This is a genomic window from Psychrobacter sp. UBA6291 (assembly GCF_002439405.1).
GTDB classification, from domain to species: Bacteria; Pseudomonadota; Gammaproteobacteria; order Pseudomonadales; family Moraxellaceae; genus Psychrobacter; species Psychrobacter faecalis.
This window is the reverse complement of sequence record NZ_DJUD01000006.1, coordinates 1-20,968: the sequence shown is the minus strand read 5'-3', so window position 1 is coordinate 20,968 and position 20,968 is coordinate 1. Positions and strand designations below refer to the sequence as shown.

The following is a 20,968-nucleotide window of genomic DNA, read 5'->3' as shown; positions in this document are numbered from 1 at the left end:
ACATTACGCATAAAAAAAGACAACGTACCTGATGGTCGCTGTCTTTTTTTGAATTATGTAAAGGTTAAGTTAATTATAAGTAAGATACAGGGTCAAAAAGCCAGTTTTAGTTTTTATTACCAGAACTTATCCGCAGATTTAAGCTTAGCTAAGCGTTTTTTAGACTTTTTCTGTGTATCTATTAAAGAAGCATTCAACCAGCCTGCGCCGTACAAGGCATTCGAGTCTGTGCTCGCTTTATGTTGATAGCACTGCTGATAATAAGTGGTATCAAGTTGTTGCCTAAGCGCTTGCTGTACTTTTACGAGATGTTTTAGGAAGCGCTTGCTTTTCTTTTTAGACTTTTTACTGTTGAGCTTTTTATTTTTGAGATTTTCATTGTTGATTAAGGGCGCTGCAAATTCACTAACGTAGCGCAATTTTTCAAGCTGTCGGTACAGTTTATACTGGGCTTGTTTTTCGTCCTTGGCTGGCAAATCTATATCCTTCGTCTGCAGACTTTGCGGCTCTCTACTTTCTAAATTAATGCCTTTTGATTTAACGCCTTCTAAGTTAATACTTTCTGAACTCACGCTCTCCAAATTGACACCAGTTAAATCTTTGCTATCCGCGTTAGCATTCCTAGCTTCATGGAGCTTACTCTCAGCTTTCAACAATTTTTTATAACGTTTGTCCAATGTTTTTCTAAGCTTATGAGCGGCGCGTTTATTCGCCTGTGGTTCAAGGTTGGGGTCACTCATGGTAAAGGCTATTAGCTCAAGCAACGTCAGTTGTAAATTATTGGCACATACCGCATCGATAGGAGTGATTTTCGCCGCTTCAATTTCTGCCGAACAATCAACGCTTGGTGCCTCATGCGCTTGTAAGTAGGGCTCGATATGACTGGCAAGATAAGCAAGCTTGCGATAATCAGCCAGTAAAGTCGCTGTTTGTTTAAGAATAATCACCCAGTCAGGATTGAGCTCATCGGAGAAGCCTTTAAATAGCTTAAGCGCGGTACGTAAGCGCTGAATGCCGTTATACAATTGTAAAATATGCTCATTGTCCGTACTGCCTGCGACGATGGCGCTACTATTGGGTAGTATTTGCAATAGGCAATTATGTACGACTGCCCGTATAAATGCCGGCCTGCTGCTGTCTTTATCAACAGTTAGATCGCTAAGATTGGCGCTAACCGCTCGGCTATGTTGTTGCCCCGTAATTAATAAGCCACCGCGCTCGGCTTTGGTCACTGTAGACAAGCAGAGTTTATGGCGCTGACACCAGGTTTTGGCAGTCGTAAATAAAAAATCTACATCGCCTGATATCAGCTCAAACTCGATTTCTTGAATACTATCGCGCTGAGTATCATCTCTACCGTGGATAATCGCTCCGCAGTCGTATGCCATTTCAATCTGATTGCTGCTGTCCTTGTCGCTATTATCTGTGAGCAATCGCGTTATACGCTCGACATCGGTGACATATAAGCGGGTGAGCGTTTTAGCCAGTTTCGTTAATTTAAATGGTTCTAGAGCAGGGGCGATGGAAGTGTCTTGATAAATGCTCAAATCAGGCATGAGCGTATTGGTGTCCAACATGGCTTGGACTTGTTGGGTATCTAGTACCGCATTGTGCTCTAAACGCGCTGCAATACCGTCGCCACCCGCTTTGATGGTCTGCACCCACGCATCGCCTTCCTGACGAATACGTAAGCCAATACCCGCCTTAGCGAGCTGCTGATCGGGAGTGTCATAATAATGCGCGGCCAGCTGCGTAAGCTGTGAGGATTTAATATTCGCTTGGCGCATCAAACCTTTTAGGCGCGATTCTGGTACTAGAAACTTCAGCTCTATCTCTTGCATGATGGCTCCCGATTATAGTTATGAATGGTTAGTAATACCTGTTAAATAATTACCATCGTATGAAAGCTATCGAACAATGACAAGTAAAAGTTTTACTTTGGCTGATTAGCGGATACTAGGGCGTGTTCCCAGTTCAATCGATAGACATCTAAATGTGCTAAAAATGGCTATTTAATAACGCTATCGTTTTATACAGGGAAATTATTTAAAGCCAAAAAAAACCGCCCTACTAAGTAGGACGGCTTTTTTATAACGGGTACTTATAAAATATAACTATAAGTGAGCGATTATTAGAACTGGTTCATGGTGTTTTTGCCACCACCAGCTTTAAGGGCGTTTTCACCAGAGAAGATTTCTTTGTGATCATCGCCAAGGTCAGAACCCGCCATTGCTTGGTGTTTAACACAAGCGATGCCTTCACGGATTTCTTTACGTTGGACGCCAGCTGCATAAGCAAGCATACCTTCTTCACCGAAGTAGCCTTTAGCAAGTTCATGAACGCTAAGTGCAGTGGTGTGGTAAGTCGGTAGCGTGATTAGGTGATGGAATACACCCGCTTCGCGTGATGCGTCACGTTGGAAGTTCTTCGCAGCGATATCAGCAGCTTCATCAAGCTCAGTACCGTCGTAATCAGCACTCATCAAGTTGTCTTTGTTGTAGCTTGATACGTCTTTGCCTTCTTCTTCCCACTGAGCGATAACTTGCTTACGGAAGTTTAGCGTCCAGTTGAACGATGGGCTGTTGTTGTATACAAGCTTCGCTTTTGGCTGCTCTTCTTTAATACGGTCAACCATCATTTTGATGTGTTCTACGTCTGGAGTAGGTGTTTCGATCCATAGTAGATCAGCACCGTTTTCTAGAGCGGTTACACAGTCAAGTACGACGCGGTCGATGTTGGTTTCTTCACGGAACTGATATAGACCGTTAGCTAGACGCTTAGGACGAACCAATTTGCCGTTGTGCTTAAGAAGGCTGTCATTTTCATTAGCTTCTTCGATGGTCACTTCTTCCATTTCTAGGAAGTCGATATATTGAGAAGCAAGGTCGCCTGGCTCATTTGATACTGGGATTTTTTGCGTGAGTGATGCGCCCTCACTATCAGTACGAGCAACGATAATACCGTCTTCAACGCCCAATTCTAGGAATGCATAACGAATCGCATTGATTTTTGCGATGTAGTCTTCATGCGGTACGGTTACTTTACCCGCTTGGTGACCACACTGTTTTGCGTCAGACACTTGGTTTTCAACTTGGATAGCACAAGCACCGGCTTCAATCATTTGCTTAGTTAGCAAGTAAGTCGCTTCTTCGTTACCGAAACCGGCATCGATATCAGCAATGATTGGCACAACGTGTGAATCGAAGTTTTCGATTTTTTCTAGGATAGCTGAAGTGTCTTGACCCGCTTCTTCTGCAGCGTTTAGCTCACGGAAGTAGTCGTTTAACACTTTAGCATCAGCTTGACGTAAGAAGGTGTAGATTTCTTCGATTAGTTTAGGCACAGACGTTTTTTCGTGCATAGATTGGTCAGGTAGAGGACCAAACTCAGAACGCAGAGCAGCAACCATCCAACCTGATAGGTAAATGTACGTTTTAGCGGTAGTGCCAAAGTATTTTTTCTTAGCGTACATAGTTTGCTGAGCAACAAAACCGTGCCATGCACCTAGAGATTGCGTGTACTGAGACGTATCATTGTCATAATCTTCCATGTCTTGACGCATGATTTTTGCAGTATACTTGGCGATATCTAAACCAGTTTTGAAACGGTTTTGCATCATCATACGTGCGGCATCAGTCTCGCTGATATTCTGCCAGTTACCGTGCTTTTGCTTTAGTTCACGTACTAGATCAATCGCTGATTTATATGCAGTTGACATCTATAGTCTCCTTGGTGGGGTGGGGATTAAAGGGGATGTAAATTACTTAAGTAAAATATGCAGATAAGTGTTGCTGGTAAAATAATGTTTCTTGAAAAGAAATACATTGGCAAAAGTAAAGTTCGGGATATAAACCTTTTACCTGAGTAATCTTTACTAAACTATAAGAAAATGATTATAAAAGCAAATAAAACCTGTCTTATTGGTCAGCTTTTATTTTTTAGATTTAATTGACGCTGTTTTAGTTAAGATGTGCTTGCCAGTTAAACCACTTATTAGCCTAAAGCGTATATAGCATCAATTCAAGCCTAAAAACTGCCGCGAGCAAAACGCCAAATTTATAAAAAACGGCTTGCATAATAAAGCTTACGCAATAAGCTTTCTGACCATCTTTTAGTATAAAAATGCGATAAAATAGCAGCCATCATTGATTCGTTAAAAGCCGTGCTGATGGCATAAGATTTGAAAATGACTTATCAGCGCTTGCTAAGCACTATAGCTAGGTTACCCTGATTTATCTAGTTTATGATTATTATCTTGGGTATTTCATTTGGTTATAGTATAGATATAACAATGGCTTGAGCAGGGTAAACTGGGGTATAATAAGCGTATATTAAAATTATTTAGATAGAAAAACGCTTGATTTAAGCAGTCGCAAAACAATTTTGCAAAATAATAGAACGGAAGATGCCGCGCTTTTTTAAGCTTATGGTGGCATTTATTCTACGGTAAAGAGAAATAGATATGAATTTGCAGCGGGTTGATTTGAATTTGTTGGTACATTTAGATGTACTACTACGTGAAAAAAACGTCACACGTGCAGCTGAGCAGCTCGGCATTACCCAGCCGGCGATGAGTAATATTTTGCGGCGCCTACGTAAGTTATTTAATGACCCGTTATTGGTGCGCTCATCGGAAGGTATGACGCCGACCGAGCGCGCGCTTGAGCTGCAGCCACGTATTCGTGAGATATTAGCAGATTTGACGCAAGTGCTTGAGCCGCGTACCGAGTTTCGCCCTTATAGTACCTCGCGCGTTTTTCGTATCATGACCTCAGATTATGCTGAGGCGACTTTGGTGCCAAAACTGGTCAAAGCACTACGCTCTGAAGCGCCCAATGTGATTTTGGACTTCTTGACGCCCTCTGATGTTTCCTACCGTGATATGGAGCAAGGTCGCGTAGATTTAGCGATTAACCGTTTTAATGAGATTCCGCAAAGTTTCCACCAAGTATTGGTTTGGCGCGATACATTTAGCTGTTTGTTATCCGCTGAAGGGCCATATGCCAATCGTTTTAATTTAAAAAATTATCTCAAAGCGCAGCATGTTTGGGTATCCAAAACAGGTATGGGCGTTGGCTTTGGGGTCAATCCAGAAAAATCAGGTGGGCTCGGTTCTATCGATCAGGCATTGCAACGCCTAGGTCAAAAACGCCAAATCAGCGTCTTTACCCGTCACTATCAAATGCCAGCGATGCTTGCCGCCAATAAAGACTTGATTGCGACCTTGCCGACGCGGGTGGCGAGAATGCAGGCCAATAATGACAGTATCATTATGGAAGAGCCACCATTCTTTATCCCTGAGTTTGAGCTGACGATGGCGTGGTCACCATTGTTACAGCATCACCCAGCGCATCGTTGGTTACGTCAGCTGATTATGCATGTAGCACGGCAAGTAGTCGCCGAAGAAGAGAATCCGCCACCAGAGATTCCGGTCATTAACCATTTGTTTTAGCACAACTTTTAAAAAACCAGCCCATGATAAATGCGCTGGTTTTTTTATTGCCTCCATTTTTATATCAAGCTTTTTTAAATTAAGAAGCTCTTTGAATCAAAAGGTTCTTTAAATTTAATTTCTTAAAATAAAATCAGTTTTTATAATGGCGTCACACTATTAACATCTTACGCACACTTCTTCATAACTTGTAAAACTACCGCTGGTGCATTTTGTTATGCTAAATGGACATTAAGAAAAAAGACAACTAAAGCGAGCATTGTTAAGTGATTCGATAATATCGACACACTTAACGATAGAATATTTCTTAGTCATCATGGCTCGTTTAATAAGTATCCATTACATAATAAGCAGATAAATAAGGACAATTATCATGGCAGATATTACCACTGTGAATCCAGCAACAGGTAAAGACATTAAAAATTACACTTATATGAGCGATGATGAAGTGAACAAAATCATCGATGCCTCGCACGAAGCGTTTTCAAAATGGCGTTTGGTTGGTGCCGATGAGCGCGCCAAAGTCATTAACTCGATTGGCGAGACGCTAATGAAGTATAAGGACGAGCTTGCGAAGCTAATGACTGAAGAGCGTGGTAAGACCTTAGAGGCAAGCTTAGCTGAAGTAGATTTATGTAAAGCGATTTGCGATTTTACCGCGGGTGAAGGCGTTGCTGCTTTAGCTGACGACGAACGCGATATCGAAGGCATTAAAAAAGGCCTGATCAGCTATGACCCTATCGGTATTATTTATGGTATCCAGCCGTGGAACTTCCCCGCTTACCAAGTATTCCGCTATACCATTGCTAACTTGATGGCCGGTAACAGTATCCTGCTTAAGCACGCATCCAACGTGACTGGCTCAGGTCAATTGATTGAAAAAATCATGCAAGAATCTGACTTACCAGAAGACTTATTCCGTGCCTTGATTATCGATCATGATCAATCTGAAAAAGTGATCCAGCACGAAAAAGTACGCGGTGTTACCTTAACGGGTAGTGATGTCGCTGGCCGAGTAGTGGCGCAGCAAGCCGCAAAAGTACTGAAAAAGACGGTTATGGAACTTGGCTCGAATGATGCCTTTATTGTGCTAGAGGATGCCGACTTAGATCTAGCAGCAGCGACCTGTGCCCATGCACGTTTATACAATAATGGCGAAACCTGTATTGCCGCCAAACGTTTTGTCGTCGTCGATAGCGTGTATGATAAATTCCGAGATTTGGTGATCGAAAAATTCAACAGCTATAAAGTTGGCGATCCAATGGAAAAGTCGACGGACGTAGGTCCGATGTCGAGTAGCAAACAGCGCGATACCTTGCACAAGCAAGTACAAGAAAGTGTAGATAAAGGTGCGACCATTACGATTGGCGGCGAAGTACCTGATAAGCCGGGCGCGTTTTATCCACCAACGATTTTGGAAAATATCAAACCCGATCAACCAGCTTATAAAGATGAGTTATTTGGTCCTGTTGCCGCGCTTATCCGTGCGAAAGACCAAGACGATGCTTTCCGTATTGCCAATGATAGTCGCTATGGACTCGGCGGTGCTATATTCTCAAAAGATGAAGAAAAAGCAATTAATTTAGCGCAGCAGCATTTCGATACGGGGATGGTTTATATCAATGGCTATAACTTGGTCAATCCTGGTTTACCATTCGGCGGCGTGAAGGATTCAGGCTATGGCCGTGAACATGGTGGCTTTGGTATTAAAGAGTTTGTCAATATTAAAGCAGTACATGTGGTTGATAAAAAGCCTGCTTAATGATTGAACTGCTTTAGATTTATTATTTGAAATGCCTCGTTATTCAGTAACGAGGTATTTTTTTGCTATACAGTCAAAATATCTTAAAAACGCGACGGTATGGCTGATATCAATTTTTTGTAGCCTTTGTCTACGCACGCACAGCAAGCAAGAAAAATTGATATCAGCAGTGCGTGATGTATCGATATTACTTTTCACTCACTATATATTATCTTTGACTTAAGCATAAAAAAGCAGAACCCGTTATGGATTCTGCTTTTTAGTTTATTAGAAAAGCTTAAACATCTAACCATAGCTTTAGCGGTAAAGCCGGTAGATAAGATGATTTAGTATCCTCATGCGGATTACCTAAGTCAATAATACCCTTAGCAATCAGCAATAGGGTCCACGGTAAGAGTTGATGCTCCGCTTTTTGTACGCGTGCTTGCAGGCTATCCGCAGTGTCTTTGCAATTGACTTCAAGCAGCGCTTGGGTCAACACAGCACCGGCATCAAGCTCGGCGGTGACCACATGAATACTACAGCCATGATGGCGTTCGCCCGCTTGTATCGCGCGCTGATGGGTATCTAGGCCCTTATAAGCAGGCAGCAAAGCAGGGTGCAGGTTAATCATTGGCGCAGGCGCATTATCGATAAATGAGGCGCTTAATACGCGCATAAATCCTGCAAGCACAATCACATCAGGCTGCCAAGTGGTTAATTGAGCATTAGCATGGGTTTCAAAAGTTTTGATCCCCATACGTTTGCCGCTCGCAACGTGAGATAAGACGGCAACTGGAATCGCAGCGTCATTAGCGCGTGTGATGGCATAAGCGTCTTCACGGTTACTGATGACGCCAACAATCTCAATCGGTAGCGCGCCAGCTTGCATGGCATTAATCAATACTTGCAGGTTGCTACCACTACCAGATACCAAGACAGCGACGCGTAACGGTTTAGCTAATTTTTTTGCAATACTTTTTAAATTGTCGTCTGGCATTAACGGTACACCACGGCGTCCGCTTCACGGCTAACCATTTCACCCAATTTCCAAGCGTTTTCGCCCGCCTCATTTAAGGTTTTAATAGCCGTTTCTGCTTTGTCTTTAGGTACAACGATGACAAAACCGACGCCGCAGTTAAAGGTGCGGTACATCTCACTTTGCTCGATATTGCCTTGGGTTTGTAGCCACGTAAATAGCTCTGAGAACTGCCAGCTGCTCGTATCAATGCTAGCGGCTAAATTATCTGGTAGTACACGCGGCAGGTTATCGGTTAAGCCCCCGCCGGTGATATGTGACATCGCATGTAAGGCTGAGCTACCAAGGGTATCTTGCAAGGCTTTAATGGCTTTAACATAAATACGTGTCGGCGCCATCAGTGCATCCTGAATAGGCTGACCATCTAATTGCTCATCGCTTGTCGTGACATCAACGCCGCTGACTTCGATGACTTTACGTACCAATGAGTAGCCATTAGAATGCGCGCCGCTTGAAGCAAGGGCAATCAATACATCGCCCTCGCTGACGTTTTCACCGGTGATAACTTCCGCTTCTTCGACTACGCCGACACAGAAACCGGCTAGGTCATAATCATCATCTTGATACATGCCCGGCATCTCAGCGGTTTCGCCGCCAATGAGCGCGCAATTTGATAATTTACAGCCTTCGCCAATGCCCGTGACAACAGTTGCCGCGACATCGACATCAAGCTTGCCCGTTGCATAATAATCTAAGAAAAATAATGGCTCAGCACCGCAAACCAATAAATCATTGACGCACATAGCCACCAAGTCGATACCGATGGTGTCATGACGGTTTAATTGCAAGGCCAATTTGAGCTTGGTGCCGACACCGTCAGTGCCCGAAACCAACAACGGTGAGGTGTAACCAGTCGGAATACGACAAAGCGCCCCAAAACCGCCAAGTCCGCCCACAACCTCAGGACGAGAGGTGGCTTTTGCCACTGATTTAATACGTTGCACCAACGCATCGCCGGCATCAATATCGACGCCAGCATCTTTGTAGCTTAAAGAAGGCTTGTTACTCATGGTCATCTCACAAATTTTATAAGGAATGAAGGTCGGTCAGTAGAAAAGCGGATCGGTCGTGTTAATTTTGCAGATAGTGCGCGCATTATACCCAAAAATGACCCTTAGCCGCAAAGCAACTTACCAATATTTGGCGGATATTTGCAGAAGAGAGCTAATAAAGCCGTCTTAGGTGCAATAAAAAATTAAGAAACAAAAAATGACTGATTTTTTGTTCGACTCTGCGATAATAGAACGCCAAAGTCGTTGGCAAAACCTACGACAATGACGCTGCTAATGACCATGACAAATATAAAGCCGCTGAAGACATATTTCAGTGAACTAATCATCAGATGCCAGTATTTTACATTGACTTAATCGTAGGGTTACCCTTCATGATAAACCAACCAATAGATCCCTTTTTTCGGCGCTTATTTATCGTCGTTGCGATTGTTATAGCGGTATTTTTATTGTATTTGATGATGCCGGTCATCGTGCCGTTTGTCGTGGCTTTTGTGTTGGCTTATTTATTTAATCCACTGGTTAAGCGTTTATCAAAATATATCAAGCGTTGGATAGCCATTATCATCGTTTATTCGACGATTACGCTTGGTATGGTGCTGCTGCTTTGGTGGTTAATACCGACTTTATGGCATCAACTGCAAGCGGCGTGGGAATATCTACCCAAAGTATTAAATTGGTATAACCAAGTTGTACGTGAGTGGTTTATCAATAACAGCCGTATTCGTCTGCCAGAACTCGAAGCCAAAGGCTTTTCTGATACTTTGGTTGATTATATGCAGACCAATTATAAATTCGCTGATGCCAGCAGCATGATGAGCCAAATTTTGGTCTCTAGTATGAATTTTATTAATAATGCTGGCTTGATTGTACTGGTGCCGATTTTAACCTTTTATTTCCTATTTAATTGGGATCAGCGTCTGCATACTTGGAAAATGGCAATTCCGGCGCCTTATTGCAAAAAGGTGGTTGCCATTGCTAAAGAATGCGATCAAGCCTTAATGGCATTTATTAAAGGTCAATTATTGGTCATGGTATTATTAGGCGTCATTTATGCTGTACAGCTCCAGCTTATTGGGCTTGAGCTTGGTTTGATTATTGGTATGGTGGCTGGTATCGCAAGCTTCGTACCGTATTTAGGCTTTGGTATCGGCTTTATCGCCGCGATTATCGCCTCTTTATTCCAATTTGGTTTAGACTGGACTTATCTAGCCTTAGTGGTTGGCGCGTTTTTGGTCGGACAAGCGGCAGAGGGTTATATTTTACAACCGTTATTGTTGGGCGACAAAATCGGTTTATCGCCGTTATGGGTTATTTTTGCCGTATTGGCAGGGGCAAGCTTATTAGGTTTCGTCGGTATGCTGATTGCGCTACCGGTGTCCGCTGTGCTTAATGTCTTATTCCGTCATTTATACGCCTATTATCAATCGACTGACTTTTATAAAGGCCGTAAACAATTGGCGTTATTTGAAGAAAAATAAATCGCCCAGACATTCTATGAATAATGATAGATTGGGCTTAATGGGTAAAAGACTTGTCAGTCATTTTGCAAATATGTTATATATAGGCGCAGTATTAACGGTATTTACCGTTATTAGGTTGGCTTTGCTAAATGTGAAAGTTAGCAAAGCCAGTTTACAGAATATTAGTCGTTTAGCCTTTTTAGTGATTGCGCTACGCAAACCGAGTTGATGATTCATGGCAGAAGCACAGCTAAGTCTCAATCTGGACATTAAGCATGATGCGAGTCTCAGCGACTTTGCCGGTCCAGGTTGGATGTCTATTATCGACGCAGTGCGGCAGCTACATGTCGGCCTGATAGGTCAGCTGTACCTATTTGGCAGCCCAGAGACGGGCAAGTCGCACTTATTATCCGCCATCTGTGAGTCGTTTATCGAGATGGACAAATCCGCGATTTGTCTGTCATTAAATGAGCTGATTCATACCGATGTCAATGTTCTATCTTCTTTAGAAAATTTTTCCTTGATTGCGATTGATGATTTAGAAGTGCTTGAGCAAAGCAGCCAATGGCAAGAAGCCTTATTTCACCTAATTAATCGTAGCCGAGAAGGACAACGGCAGCTGATTTTTGCCTCCAACAAACCTGCGACCGAATTACCGTTTCAGTTAACAGATCTCCTCACCCGTTTGGCGCAGTCACCAAGCTTTAAAGTGCCAACCGGTCATGATTTGGCAGACCGTCAAGCTTTGCTACAATCTATCTTACGCCGCCGCGGTTGGCAGTTTGATGAGCGTATTATCAATCATTTACTCACCGAAGGGCCGCATCGTATCGGCGCTATGATGGACGTCCTAAATTACATTCAGCCGATGTTTTCTAACCTTGGTCGTAGTAATATATCCAAAGCGGTCATTAGCGATGCGCTGCGCACGATTGATGAGCAGACGCTCGCCGCCGAGCTTGCTGATATCGCCCAGGAAACGCAAGGTGACAATGAGGTCGCTAATCAAGATCAACATACCATGCCGCTCGACTTTTAACCTTTCGTTTTTTGACCTTTAGCTTTTAATAATTAGTTTTCAATGTTCATAGACACGCCCTTTATACCGCTACTTTACTATCCTTGGAATAACTTATGAAACCAAACGCTTCTTTGCTAAAAAAACTGACTGTTGGCTCCTTATTAATTGCTGCAGGCTCAGTATCGATGTTATCGCACGCGGCAGTGACCTTGCTTGTTGATGACCATATCAAAGTGACCGCTATCAATGGGCAAGAAATCCAGCAAAGCCCGTTTCAGCCGCTGACGAAGTCGTTTACCTTAGAGCCTGGTCAGCATGCGATTACCGCTAAATATGATCGTTTATATAACTTGCGCCGTGATGAGCACGATTATTTGCGCTCGGGTAATGTGAGTGTGACGGCAGAATTAAAAGATAATCAGACCTATCGTCTCGTTATGCCAAATCAGCCAGAAAAATATGAAGCAGCAAGAGAGTATGCCAAGCGTCCAACCCTAGCGGTGCAACAGAATAATACGGTAGTTGCCAGTCAGCAAGCTTTGGAAGGCAGCCAAGGTGGTTTGCTATCAGGTTTGGGTAAAACATTGGGTGGTGTATTTGGCGGCGCAAATGATGCTGAGCTACAAAACCAACGTGCCATTGCTGCGTTAGGTCAACCTACTGCCAGCACTGTCAATACAGGTGCTGTGACCACAGTTCAGCAAACGACAAGCGCTGCTGCCTCTACCAGTACTTTAGATCAGTTTATGCAACTTTGGTTACAAGCAACGCCAGCAGAGCGTGAAAAAATACGCCAGTGGATTGAGAAGTAGAATAGGTTCAGCTATTGAAAGAGCTTAACGTTTATCGATTTTTAGCAAAGCGAACACAAAAAAAGCACCTAAATTAGGTGCTTTTTCCTTACTTACTATCTATTCAGTTAATAAACGAATTGAGTGATAAATGGTTTTATGTATTTATCTGTTTAGCCGTTATTTAGCCAAAAAAGCGTTATACATCCAAACCAGCTTTTCTTGTTGTTGTACATACTCATCAACTAAATCGGCTGTACCTTGGTCTTCAGCTCGTTCTGCCAATGCTGACACTTCGCGTTGCTCTTCAATCAGCGCTTGTAGGCCAGTCACCACACCTTGCACACAAGCATTACCGTCTTTAACGTTTTTATCTTCTTGAATGTTGGTATGTTGACTAAAGTCGCTATAAGCATGCAGTGGCGTGCCACCCAAGGTTAAGATACGCTCAGCGATTTCATCAATTTCTACTTGCAAATTGGTATATAGCTCTTCGAACTGTGGGTGCAAGGTGAAGAAATGCTCACCTTTTACGTTCCAGTGATAACCACGTACGTTGATATAAAACATATGATAGCTTGATAATAAGTCGTTTAACTTATCAATCACTTCGCTCATATCTGCTTTTTCTAGACCGATTTGGTTGGTTGCATTATTAGTATTACTCATAATATTATCCTTATAGTTTGAGTGTTGATTTAAGAGATTGGTTATTTTTATAAACTTAGACTTAATCATCTAAGGCAAATGTAGAAGTCTAAGAGTGTAGCAAGTCATATCCTGCATTGCTATGCTCGTTATATATCTTCTACAGGTTTTTAGGTATCTATACCTTGTCTGTTTATGCTTATTATAATAGCAAAGATACTATGATAAGTTAAATTCAATTAATCTAAGTCTGTGATTGATTTGATAGAATTATAAAGTCACAATATCCACGCTATTCATACTATTTTATAAAGCCAACACCTATACAAGTTTAATGCTGAATTATAAAAAACGACTAACCACAGAACTCTAGAAGCCACTTCTTAATTTAAAAGTCACTTTTATAGTTTTGCAGGTGGCTGTAAGTTTTCAGGGTTTAAGCCTTTAACGGCAATGACTTCTTGTAGGTGCTGACGTACGGTATCGATTGGGAATTTTTGCGCTTGTAAACGCTTAGGAATGATTTGGCTGCCCTGTTGACCTTTTAGCTCAAACATCATGAAGATGTAGTCATCGGTTTCATCCCAGCTTTTGACGGCGCTCCAAGGAATAACCGCTTGCTGAGTGCTACCAGCACGCATCTGCATACCGCGCATCTGATTGCTATTAAACATGTCAGGCTGATTGACCGGCATGGCCATGACCAGACCATGCTTTTGCACGCCCAATTTCATCTGACGCATCTCATCAGGCATTTCTTGGTCAGCAACTTGTTTTTCAAACTCTTTTTTGACATACCATTTAAAGCCAAGGGTACGTACCAATAGATAAATGACCACCGCCGCTAGCATCAGCCAAAAAATAATGGTCGAATAACCAGTTAAAAAAACCAAGCCCGCGATGGCTAATATGACGACGACTGCCATAATAATCCACTCTTTCATTTTAATACTCGACAGACCAAACGACGGGCTGGCACTGGCAAATAGCTCATATTGGGCTTGATGAAATTCGGCCTCGGTTAGGTTTAAGGCGACAGGTTGAAGCGTGTAGGGGTACAGGGCCATAAAGGTTTCTCAGATACGTATTTTAAAAGCGTGGGATGAAAAGCGCCAAAGCGCCAAAGCGAGGCTGCGATGCCATACTTAGCGATGCTTGGCGGAAAGTAGAATAAAGATATGCGCTTATCTTACCGAAAACTGCTCTTAAATGAAACATATAAGCGGGTCTGTCGACCAATAGCTCGGTTATTTTTCAGATGGCATCCTTATTTATACTAAGGTCAATGAGAGAACTTGATGTATAAGAGCATGATGTGACTTTTATTATTTGTTATTTAACCCATAAAGCTTGTGCAAAGAAAGTGCTAGATTTTGGCAAAATATAGCCAAAACATGGTCAAATCTGCTCGGTATTGGTATGATAGTGACTATTATTTATTATTCAGATTGACGTGGCTTTATGGCAAAGCTTTATAGTGGTTTTATAAGGCTTTGCGCGCTATTTTTTGTTTTATTTCATTTATGGCTAGTGATATCTAAGCACTATACTTGGCTACTATTTTCCCTTTTTATTTCTTACTCACTTTTGGCGCTACAGGCAACTATTATGATTGACCCAAAACTCTTACGCGGTGATTTAACGGATTTACAACAGCAGCTGGCCACGCGTGGTTATGCGCTTGATATGGCGTTTTGGCAAAGTATCGAAAACGAACGTAAGTCTTTGCAAGTCAAAACCGAAGAGCTGCAATCGCGTCGTAATGCCGGTGCTAAGCAAGTGGGTGCGCTAAAAAAATCGGGCGCAGATGCCAGCGAACTGTTGGCTGAGATGCAAAGTGTCAGCGGTGAGATTAAGACAGCTGAAGATGAGCTGCGTACCTTGCAAGAGCGTATTAGCCAAGCGGCCATGCAAATCCCAAATATCCCAGCCGCCGATGTGCCAGTCGGGACATCAGAAGATGATAACGTCGAAGTGCGCAAATGGGGAACGCCGCGCGCGTTTGATTTTGAGATTCAAGACCATACTCATATCGGTGAGACGCTAGGTATGCTTGATTTCGAAGCCGCTGCAAAGCTGACTGGTAGCCGTTTTAACGTCTTAAAAGGTCAGCTTGCGCAACTGCATCGTGCCTTGATTCAGTTTATGCTCAATACCCATACCATCAAGTACGGCTATACTGAAACCTACGTGCCTTATATTGTGAACGCTGAGAGTTTAAAAGGTACGGGTCAATTGCCGAAGTTTGAAGATGATTTGTTTAAATTGACCAATCATACCAATAACGAAGGTACAGATTTTTATCTGATTCCAACGGCCGAAGTGCCCATGACCAACTTGGTACGCGGTGAGCGTTTGGATATCAAAGAGCTGCCGTTAAAATTTACCGCCCATACGCCATGTTTCCGTAGTGAAGCGGGCTCGCATGGTCGCGATACCCGTGGTCTAATCCGTCAGCATCAGTTTGAAAAAGTTGAGATGGTCAATATCGCTACCGCTGAGCAATCAGATGACTTACTTGAGGCGATGACGGCACAAGCTGAGTACATTTTGCAGCAGTTGAATCTGCCGTACCGTGTGGTCAAACTATGTACTGGCGATATGGGCTTTGCCGCTCAAAAAACTTATGACATCGAAGTGTGGTTGCCAAGCCAAGATACTTATCGTGAAATCTCAAGCTGCTCAAACTGTGGCGACTTCCAAGCTCGCCGTATGGGCACGCGCGTTAAAGATGGCAAGCAAACCAGCCTAGCGCATACGCTAAATGGTTCAGGTTTGGCAGTCGGTCGTACGTTATTGGCAGTGATGGAAAATCATCAAAATGCTGATGGTAGTATTGCCATTCCTGAAGTATTGCGTCCGTTCATGGGCGGAGTTGAAACCATTTTAGCTTAATGATTTAGTTTTTTATCTAAACTGCGGGTTGGTTGCTGACTCGCGGTTTTTTCATACGTATTGGTTTAATAAAACTGATACGAATGATTGTTAAATACAAACGCTTCTGTCAGCGCATTTTTAGATTGCCAGATGGCAAATATGTTAATATTGCATGTGATTTTATAGTCTATCTTTTGATGACATCCATTGTATTTTTGTCGTATTTCTGATGGATTGCCCTCTGAGTAACCCTTTCTCTTATGCTCCATACTTTTCATTCGAATATTAGGACACTCTATGCCGACCCCAATTAATGAACGCAAACTTGCCAATGCCATCCGTGTACTGTCGTTCGACGCGGTTCAAAAAGCCAATTCTGGACACCCAGGCGCGCCGATGGGCATGGCTGATATTGCCGAAGTATTGTGGCGCAAATTTTTAAAGCACAATCCTGCTGACCCGCAATGGCACAACCGCGATCGCTTTGTACTATCAAACGGTCATGGCTCGATGCTCATTTATTCCTTGCTGCATTTATCAGGCTATGATGTCAGCGTTGATGATTTAAAAGGCTTTCGTCAGCTGCATTCAAAAACTCCAGGCCATCCTGAACTTGGCTATACGCCAGGGATTGAAACCACAACGGGTCCACTAGGTCAGGGTATTGCCAATGCCGTTGGTTTTGCGATTGCAGAGAAGACACTAGCGGCGCAGTTCAACCGTGACGGCCATAACATCGTTGACCATCATACTTATGCGTTCTTAGGCGATGGCTGCTTGATGGAAGGTATCAGCCATGAAGTTTGCTCATTGGCTGGCACGTTAGGTTTGGGCAAATTGGTCTTTTTCTATGATGATAATGGCATCTCAATCGATGGCGATGTCGAAGGCTGGTTCACTGATGATACGCAAGCGCGCTTTGAAGCCTATGGCTGGCAGGTCATCAAAGTCGATGGTCACGATACCGATGAGATTACCAAAGCCACTGAGCAAGCCATTGCTGAGACCGCTAAGCCAAGCTTAATTATTTGTAAAACGACGATTGGTGCGGGTAGCCCGAACAAGCAAGGCTTAGCAGCTAGTCATGGTGCGCCGCTTGGTGATGACGAAATCGTCTTGACCCGTGACGCTTTAGCATGGACTCATGCGCCGTTTGAACTAGATGATGAAATCTATGAAGCATGGGATGCTAAAGCTAAAGGTGATGTACAGCAAAAGAACTGGGATGCGGACTTTGAAGCCTATAAAAAAGCCTATCCAGAGTTGGCAAGCGAGCTACTACGCCGCTTAAACGGTGAATTGCCAGCGGATTTTGAAAGCCAAGCACAAGCCTATATTCAGCAAACGCAAGAGCAGGGCGGTGATGTTGCCAGTCGTAAAGCCAGTCAAAATGCGATCAATACCTTACAGCCGTTACTACCAGAATTGTTGGGCGGTTCAGCGGATCTGGCAGGTTCAAACCTTACGCTATTTAAAGGTGCGAAAGGCATCGAAAAAGACGCTGACGGCAACTATATCTATTATGGCGTGCGCGAGTTTGGTATGACCGCGATTGCCAATGGTATCGCGTTGCATGGCGGCTTTATCCCTTACGTGGCAACCTTCCTGATGTTTATGGAATACGCGCGTAATGCGGTACGTATGGGCGCACTCATGAAGCAGCGTGTGATTCATGTTTACACTCATGACTCTATCGGCCTGGGTGAAGATGGCCCGACGCATCAGCCAGTTGAGCAATTGACTAGCTTACGTACCACGCCAAATCTACGCACATGGCGTCCGTGTGATGCGACCGAATCGGCCAGCGCTTGGGTTGAAGCAATTAAGTCCGAAAACAATCCATCAGCATTGATCTTTAGCCGTCAAAGCTTGCCACATCAAGCACGTGATGCTGAGCAAGTCGCTAACATCGCTAAAGGTGGCTATGTGTTAGCGAAAGAGCAAGGCGAGTTACAAGCAATTATCATCGCGACAGGTTCAGAAGTTGGCTTAGCTATGCAAGCGCACGAGACGTTAAGTGCAAATGGCGTTGGCGTGCGTGTGGTCTCTATGCCATGTGCCGAGATTTTCGTAGAGCAAGAGACGAGCTACCGTGAAGCGGTATTGCCAGCTAATATCCGCGCCCGCGTAGCGGTAGAAGCAGCACATGTCGATTACTGGTATAAGTTTGTCGGTCTAGATGGCAAAGTTATCGGAATGACGACTTATGGTGAATCAGCGCCTGCTGATGAGCTGTATAAAGAGTTCGGTATTACCACTAACGCTGTGGTTGATGCAGTAAATAGTTTGGTGTAATAAACCTAACTTAGTTAGCGTTTAAACAAGAAAGAGCTACTAGAGAAATCTGGTGGCTCTTTTTTTTGTGATTAACTTTTGGTTTTGAAATATTATAAAAGCCCTGTAAATAGATTGCTGGGTAGGTTAGTGTCGAAACATAATGCACCATGAGTCGTTAAATGGTAACGCAAAGTTCGACCAGCCGCTCTATAACCAAGCTTGATGTGTTGTTTTATAGTTGACCGTTGTTAGTGTTATATCTAGTTCGCTAATTTAAAGCGAGCTTAAGGACGTGTACCTGTTTTGTACTGGCACGTTGATTAATAGACAAGGTGCGTCAAAAAGAGCTGGATAAAGTAGACAAGCTGCGTCAAAAAGAACAGGATAAAATTGATAAAAAGATTCAGGCAATGATAGACGATATCAACCAAAAGGCGATGAAAAAGCAAGAAAAAATAGATACTAAAATTCAGAAAAGAAGAAATAAAATAGATAAGACTGGTATAGCAGAAGAGCAAATATGGCAGTACTAAAAACGTTAGAAAATATATTTTTAATATTTAATCGATTTTCGAGTCATTTTTAGGTCATAATATTTTTAAATAATTAAGCGTTTCTGTAAGTATCGTCTTAAAAATCTATGGTGTTATCTACCCAACTTAGAAATTCTAAGTTGGGTTTTTTGTCACTTAATCAATTGGCTGCAATCAGCTTCCCTGATATCTCAAGCGGAATGATATTGCTAATCAGTTTCGGGAAGGCTGTCACTCCATAGCTATAGCGATCGACCATACCTGTCGCGCGAAACTTTAACGTCGGTTGAGAGGTGGCGGGGTCAATCTCTACATCAGATAAAGTCACTCTTACCGTTAACGGTTTGGTTTGACCTAAAGCGGTAAAGTCGCCCGTGACATTGGCTTCTTTCGGCGTAATCATCTTGATCTTTTTTGAGACAAACGTCATCGTCGGGTATTGCTGCGTATTGAGCAGCTCTTTACGGCGCAAAAAAGAGTCACGTAGCTTGCGCTCGGTATCGATGCTATCGGTATGCACGGTAAAATTAATGGTCGTACTCTCAGGCTTTTTGACGTCATAATTGATCGATCCATTTACTTTACGAAACTTACCGTCAGTGGTCGCCTTGCCTAAATACTTGACCTCAAAATCAGCACTGGTCTTAGGCACGTCCAGTTTCCACTTTTGTGGCATCGTGTTGGCGGCGACTCCCATTATAGGCAAAGATAGTAATAAAGAGGTGCCAAGCGTAATTTTTAGCAAAGAGGCGGCGCGAGTATTCATACGTATGATCCAAAGGGTAGTAATAAAGTCGTCAGTATTGAACATGCTTTTAGAGCATAACTGAGCGTTATAACTGAAATATTAATGCAATAGCCTACTACAATTGTGCTGTTTCAATGTATTATTAAAGTTATGAGCGATTTAGAAGTAAGTCTTATACTGGCTTATCGCTTAAAATAACCAATTTGACTTTTTATCAAAAAGCGCCGTAAAACCATGTCTTTGATGTCCAGCTTTAAAGGTATCGTCGGCGAGACCGTCATCAATGTAGCCATGTGGCTAAAACTTGAAAAAGACGTTTATCATCGTCTAAACAATATCACTTTGCCATTAGCAGATGGTGGTAGTACCCAAATTGACCATGTCATCGTCTCTAGGTATGGCATCTTTGTCATCGAAACCAAAAACTATAAAGGCTGGATTTTTGGTAATGAGAAGCGGCGACAATGGACGCAAGTAATCATGGGTCGCAAGTATAAATTTCAAAATCCATTGCGGCAAAATTATCTACATATAAAAACGCTGTCTGATTTATTAGAACTGGAGATGAGTTATTTCCATTCGATGATTGCCTTTATCGGCGAGTGTGAGCTTAAAACTCGTGATGAGTTACCAGAGTACGTATTGACGAGCGGCATGGCATCTTATATCAAGAAAAAACAAGATAAAATGCTTACCGATGAAGAAGTCAAAGCCATTGTTGAGCAAATTGAAAACAATCGATTTAGCAAGTCTTGGCGTACTAACAGAGCGCATAAAGCCTATTTAAAAGAGAAGCATAATCCGTCAAACAAGCAAGCTAGTGATAAACCAAATGCTAAGTCAGTTACTATATCAGCGAATCAGCCTGCGCCTGAATTAATAGTAAAACAACCTCCTAAAAAGACCATTCTTCAAAGCAGAGAAGTACTGCGATGGTCTGGGCAAACGGAAGTTGAAGCGGGCGACGCTCCGTTTGTCCCTTCTAGCAATGTTCGGCCTATCTCTCAACTGATTAATGATGATTCTGTCTTTATTACCCCATTTGAGGTTTTGGAATCAGAGCCGAAGATAGAGAAAGCTGCTACTAAGGAGCCTTCTATTATCGAGCAAGTTGAAGCGTCAATCATTTCTGATAATACTCCCGCTTGCCCGAAGTCTAATAGTGAGATGGTCAAGCGCGTTGCTAAAAAAGGTCAGCAGCAAGGTCAGCCCTTTTTTGGTTGCAGTCAATTTCCTAAGTGTCGCGGTGTGGTGAATATTAATTAGGTGATATTAGGGCGTGTATAGAATTCAAATGAGTGGCAACCAGATAAAGACACAAGCAAGCATTATCGCTGCTGCATAGCTATCTTTGAGCTTATGATATCG

General features: G+C 42.9%; 16 protein-coding genes. 9 read left to right on the top strand and 7 right to left on the bottom strand.

Annotation, left to right across the window (positions count from 1 at the left end; genetic code table 11):
• Positions 1-116: 116 nt before the first annotated feature.
• Both B3R91_RS00635 and B3R91_RS00630 read right to left on the bottom strand, forming a co-directional pair.
• Positions 117-1,841: a CYTH and CHAD domain-containing protein gene (locus B3R91_RS00635; RefSeq protein WP_286795822.1), complete on the bottom strand. Its 1,725-nt coding sequence runs from the start codon at positions 1,839-1,841 to the stop codon at positions 117-119.
• Between the two features lie 290 nt (positions 1,842-2,131).
• Positions 2,132-3,718: an isocitrate lyase gene (locus tag B3R91_RS00630; protein WP_102077245.1), complete on the bottom strand. Its 1,587-nt coding sequence runs from the start codon at positions 3,716-3,718 to the stop codon at positions 2,132-2,134.
• A 744-nt stretch (positions 3,719-4,462) separates the two neighbouring features.
• Between B3R91_RS00630 and B3R91_RS00625 the strand changes: the two genes are divergently transcribed.
• Both B3R91_RS00625 and B3R91_RS00620 read left to right on the top strand, forming a co-directional pair.
• Positions 4,463-5,452, top strand: coding sequence for a LysR family transcriptional regulator (locus B3R91_RS00625; protein ID WP_068407091.1), 990 nt, complete (start codon positions 4,463-4,465; stop codon positions 5,450-5,452).
• 373 nt (positions 5,453-5,825) lie between these two features.
• On the top strand, positions 5,826-7,214 hold the full coding sequence (locus B3R91_RS00620; RefSeq protein ID WP_286795818.1) for an NAD-dependent succinate-semialdehyde dehydrogenase: 1,389 nt from the start codon (positions 5,826-5,828) through the stop codon (positions 7,212-7,214).
• 277 nt (positions 7,215-7,491) lie between these two features.
• On the opposite strand, the gene purN is transcribed toward B3R91_RS00620, so the two are convergent.
• Both purN and purM read right to left on the bottom strand, forming a co-directional pair.
• Positions 7,492-8,193 (bottom strand): phosphoribosylglycinamide formyltransferase, encoded by a 702-nt coding sequence (gene purN / locus B3R91_RS00615; protein WP_286795816.1) that lies wholly within the window; start codon positions 8,191-8,193, stop codon positions 7,492-7,494.
• Positions 8,193-9,242 carry a phosphoribosylformylglycinamidine cyclo-ligase gene (gene purM / locus B3R91_RS00610; RefSeq protein WP_286795814.1) on the bottom strand — a complete coding sequence of 350 codons (1,050 nt, stop codon included), beginning with the start codon at positions 9,240-9,242 and terminating at the stop codon, positions 8,193-8,195. The genes purN and purM overlap by 1 nt, the downstream gene beginning before the upstream one ends.
• 374 nt (positions 9,243-9,616) lie before the next feature.
• On the opposite strand from purM, the gene B3R91_RS00605 reads away from it, so the two are divergent.
• The 3 genes from B3R91_RS00605 to B3R91_RS00595 all read left to right on the top strand — a co-directional run bounded on the left by B3R91_RS00605 (position 9,617) and on the right by B3R91_RS00595 (position 12,538).
• Positions 9,617-10,723: an AI-2E family transporter gene (locus B3R91_RS00605; protein WP_286795812.1), complete on the top strand. Its 1,107-nt coding sequence runs from the start codon at positions 9,617-9,619 to the stop codon at positions 10,721-10,723.
• 217 nt (positions 10,724-10,940) lie between these two features.
• The gene (gene hda, locus B3R91_RS00600) at positions 10,941-11,744 is read left to right on the top strand and encodes a DnaA regulatory inactivator Hda (RefSeq protein ID WP_068407080.1); all 804 of its coding nucleotides are present in this window, start codon (positions 10,941-10,943) and stop codon (positions 11,742-11,744) included.
• Between the two features lie 95 nt (positions 11,745-11,839).
• Positions 11,840-12,538 carry a DUF2057 family protein gene (locus tag B3R91_RS00595; protein WP_068407077.1) on the top strand — a complete coding sequence of 233 codons (699 nt, stop codon included), beginning with the start codon at positions 11,840-11,842 and terminating at the stop codon, positions 12,536-12,538.
• A 159-nt stretch (positions 12,539-12,697) separates the two neighbouring features.
• Here the strand turns inward: B3R91_RS00595 and B3R91_RS00590 are convergent, their stop codons facing one another.
• Both B3R91_RS00590 and B3R91_RS00585 read right to left on the bottom strand, forming a co-directional pair.
• Positions 12,698-13,186: a Dps family protein gene (locus B3R91_RS00590; RefSeq protein ID WP_102077250.1), complete on the bottom strand. Its 489-nt coding sequence runs from the start codon at positions 13,184-13,186 to the stop codon at positions 12,698-12,700.
• A 380-nt stretch (positions 13,187-13,566) separates the two neighbouring features.
• Positions 13,567-14,232: a YcxB family protein gene (locus B3R91_RS00585; RefSeq protein WP_068407072.1), complete on the bottom strand. Its 666-nt coding sequence runs from the start codon at positions 14,230-14,232 to the stop codon at positions 13,567-13,569.
• A gap of 541 nt (positions 14,233-14,773) precedes the next feature.
• Here B3R91_RS00585 and serS point away from each other — a divergent pair.
• From serS to B3R91_RS00570, 3 genes are all read left to right on the top strand, one after another.
• Entirely contained in the window at positions 14,774-16,060 is a 1,287-nt protein-coding gene (gene serS / locus B3R91_RS00580; RefSeq protein WP_286795807.1) for a serine--tRNA ligase, read from the top strand.
• Positions 16,061-16,339: 279 nt separating this feature from the next.
• Positions 16,340-18,337, top strand: a complete 1,998-nt coding sequence (tkt, locus tag B3R91_RS00575) for a transketolase (protein ID WP_286795805.1) — start codon at positions 16,340-16,342, stop codon at positions 18,335-18,337.
• A 314-nt stretch (positions 18,338-18,651) separates the two neighbouring features.
• Entirely contained in the window at positions 18,652-18,852 is a 201-nt protein-coding gene (locus B3R91_RS00570) for a hypothetical protein (RefSeq protein ID WP_068407062.1), read from the top strand.
• A gap of 160 nt (positions 18,853-19,012) precedes the next feature.
• On the opposite strand, the gene B3R91_RS00565 is transcribed toward B3R91_RS00570, so the two are convergent.
• Positions 19,013-19,618 carry a YceI family protein gene (locus tag B3R91_RS00565; RefSeq protein ID WP_068407059.1) on the bottom strand — a complete coding sequence of 202 codons (606 nt, stop codon included), beginning with the start codon at positions 19,616-19,618 and terminating at the stop codon, positions 19,013-19,015.
• Positions 19,619-19,834: 216 nt separating this feature from the next.
• On the opposite strand from B3R91_RS00565, the gene B3R91_RS00560 reads away from it, so the two are divergent.
• On the top strand, positions 19,835-20,866 hold the full coding sequence (locus tag B3R91_RS00560) for an NERD domain-containing protein (RefSeq protein ID WP_286795802.1): 1,032 nt from the start codon (positions 19,835-19,837) through the stop codon (positions 20,864-20,866).
• Positions 20,867-20,968 lie beyond the last annotated feature (102 nt).

Bases quoted from the DNA above. Each gene is read 5' to 3' on its own strand.
- B3R91_RS00565 (WP_068407059.1), bottom strand. From the start codon at position 19,618: ATGAATACTCGCGCCGCCTCTTTGCTAAAAATTACGCTTGGCACCTCT.
- B3R91_RS00585 (WP_068407072.1), bottom strand. From the start codon at position 14,232: ATGGCCCTGTACCCCTACACGCTTCAACCTGTCGCCTTAAACCTAACC.
- B3R91_RS00635 (WP_286795822.1), bottom strand. From the start codon at position 1,841: ATGCAAGAGATAGAGCTGAAGTTTCTAGTACCAGAATCGCGCCTAAAA.
- B3R91_RS00590 (WP_102077250.1), bottom strand. From the start codon at position 13,186: ATGAGTAATACTAATAATGCAACCAACCAAATCGGTCTAGAAAAAGCA.
- serS (WP_286795807.1), top strand. From the start codon at position 14,774: ATGATTGACCCAAAACTCTTACGCGGTGATTTAACGGATTTACAACAG.
- B3R91_RS00605 (WP_286795812.1), top strand. From the start codon at position 9,617: ATGATAAACCAACCAATAGATCCCTTTTTTCGGCGCTTATTTATCGTC.
- hda (WP_068407080.1), top strand. From the start codon at position 10,941: ATGGCAGAAGCACAGCTAAGTCTCAATCTGGACATTAAGCATGATGCG.
- purN (WP_286795816.1), bottom strand. From the start codon at position 8,193: ATGCCAGACGACAATTTAAAAAGTATTGCAAAAAAATTAGCTAAACCG.
- B3R91_RS00620 (WP_286795818.1), top strand. From the start codon at position 5,826: ATGGCAGATATTACCACTGTGAATCCAGCAACAGGTAAAGACATTAAA.
- B3R91_RS00560 (WP_286795802.1), top strand. From the start codon at position 19,835: ATGTCTTTGATGTCCAGCTTTAAAGGTATCGTCGGCGAGACCGTCATC.
- tkt (WP_286795805.1), top strand. From the start codon at position 16,340: ATGCCGACCCCAATTAATGAACGCAAACTTGCCAATGCCATCCGTGTA.
- purM (WP_286795814.1), bottom strand. From the start codon at position 9,242: ATGAGTAACAAGCCTTCTTTAAGCTACAAAGATGCTGGCGTCGATATT.
- B3R91_RS00630 (WP_102077245.1), bottom strand. From the start codon at position 3,718: ATGTCAACTGCATATAAATCAGCGATTGATCTAGTACGTGAACTAAAG.
- B3R91_RS00625 (WP_068407091.1), top strand. From the start codon at position 4,463: ATGAATTTGCAGCGGGTTGATTTGAATTTGTTGGTACATTTAGATGTA.
- B3R91_RS00595 (WP_068407077.1), top strand. From the start codon at position 11,840: ATGAAACCAAACGCTTCTTTGCTAAAAAAACTGACTGTTGGCTCCTTA.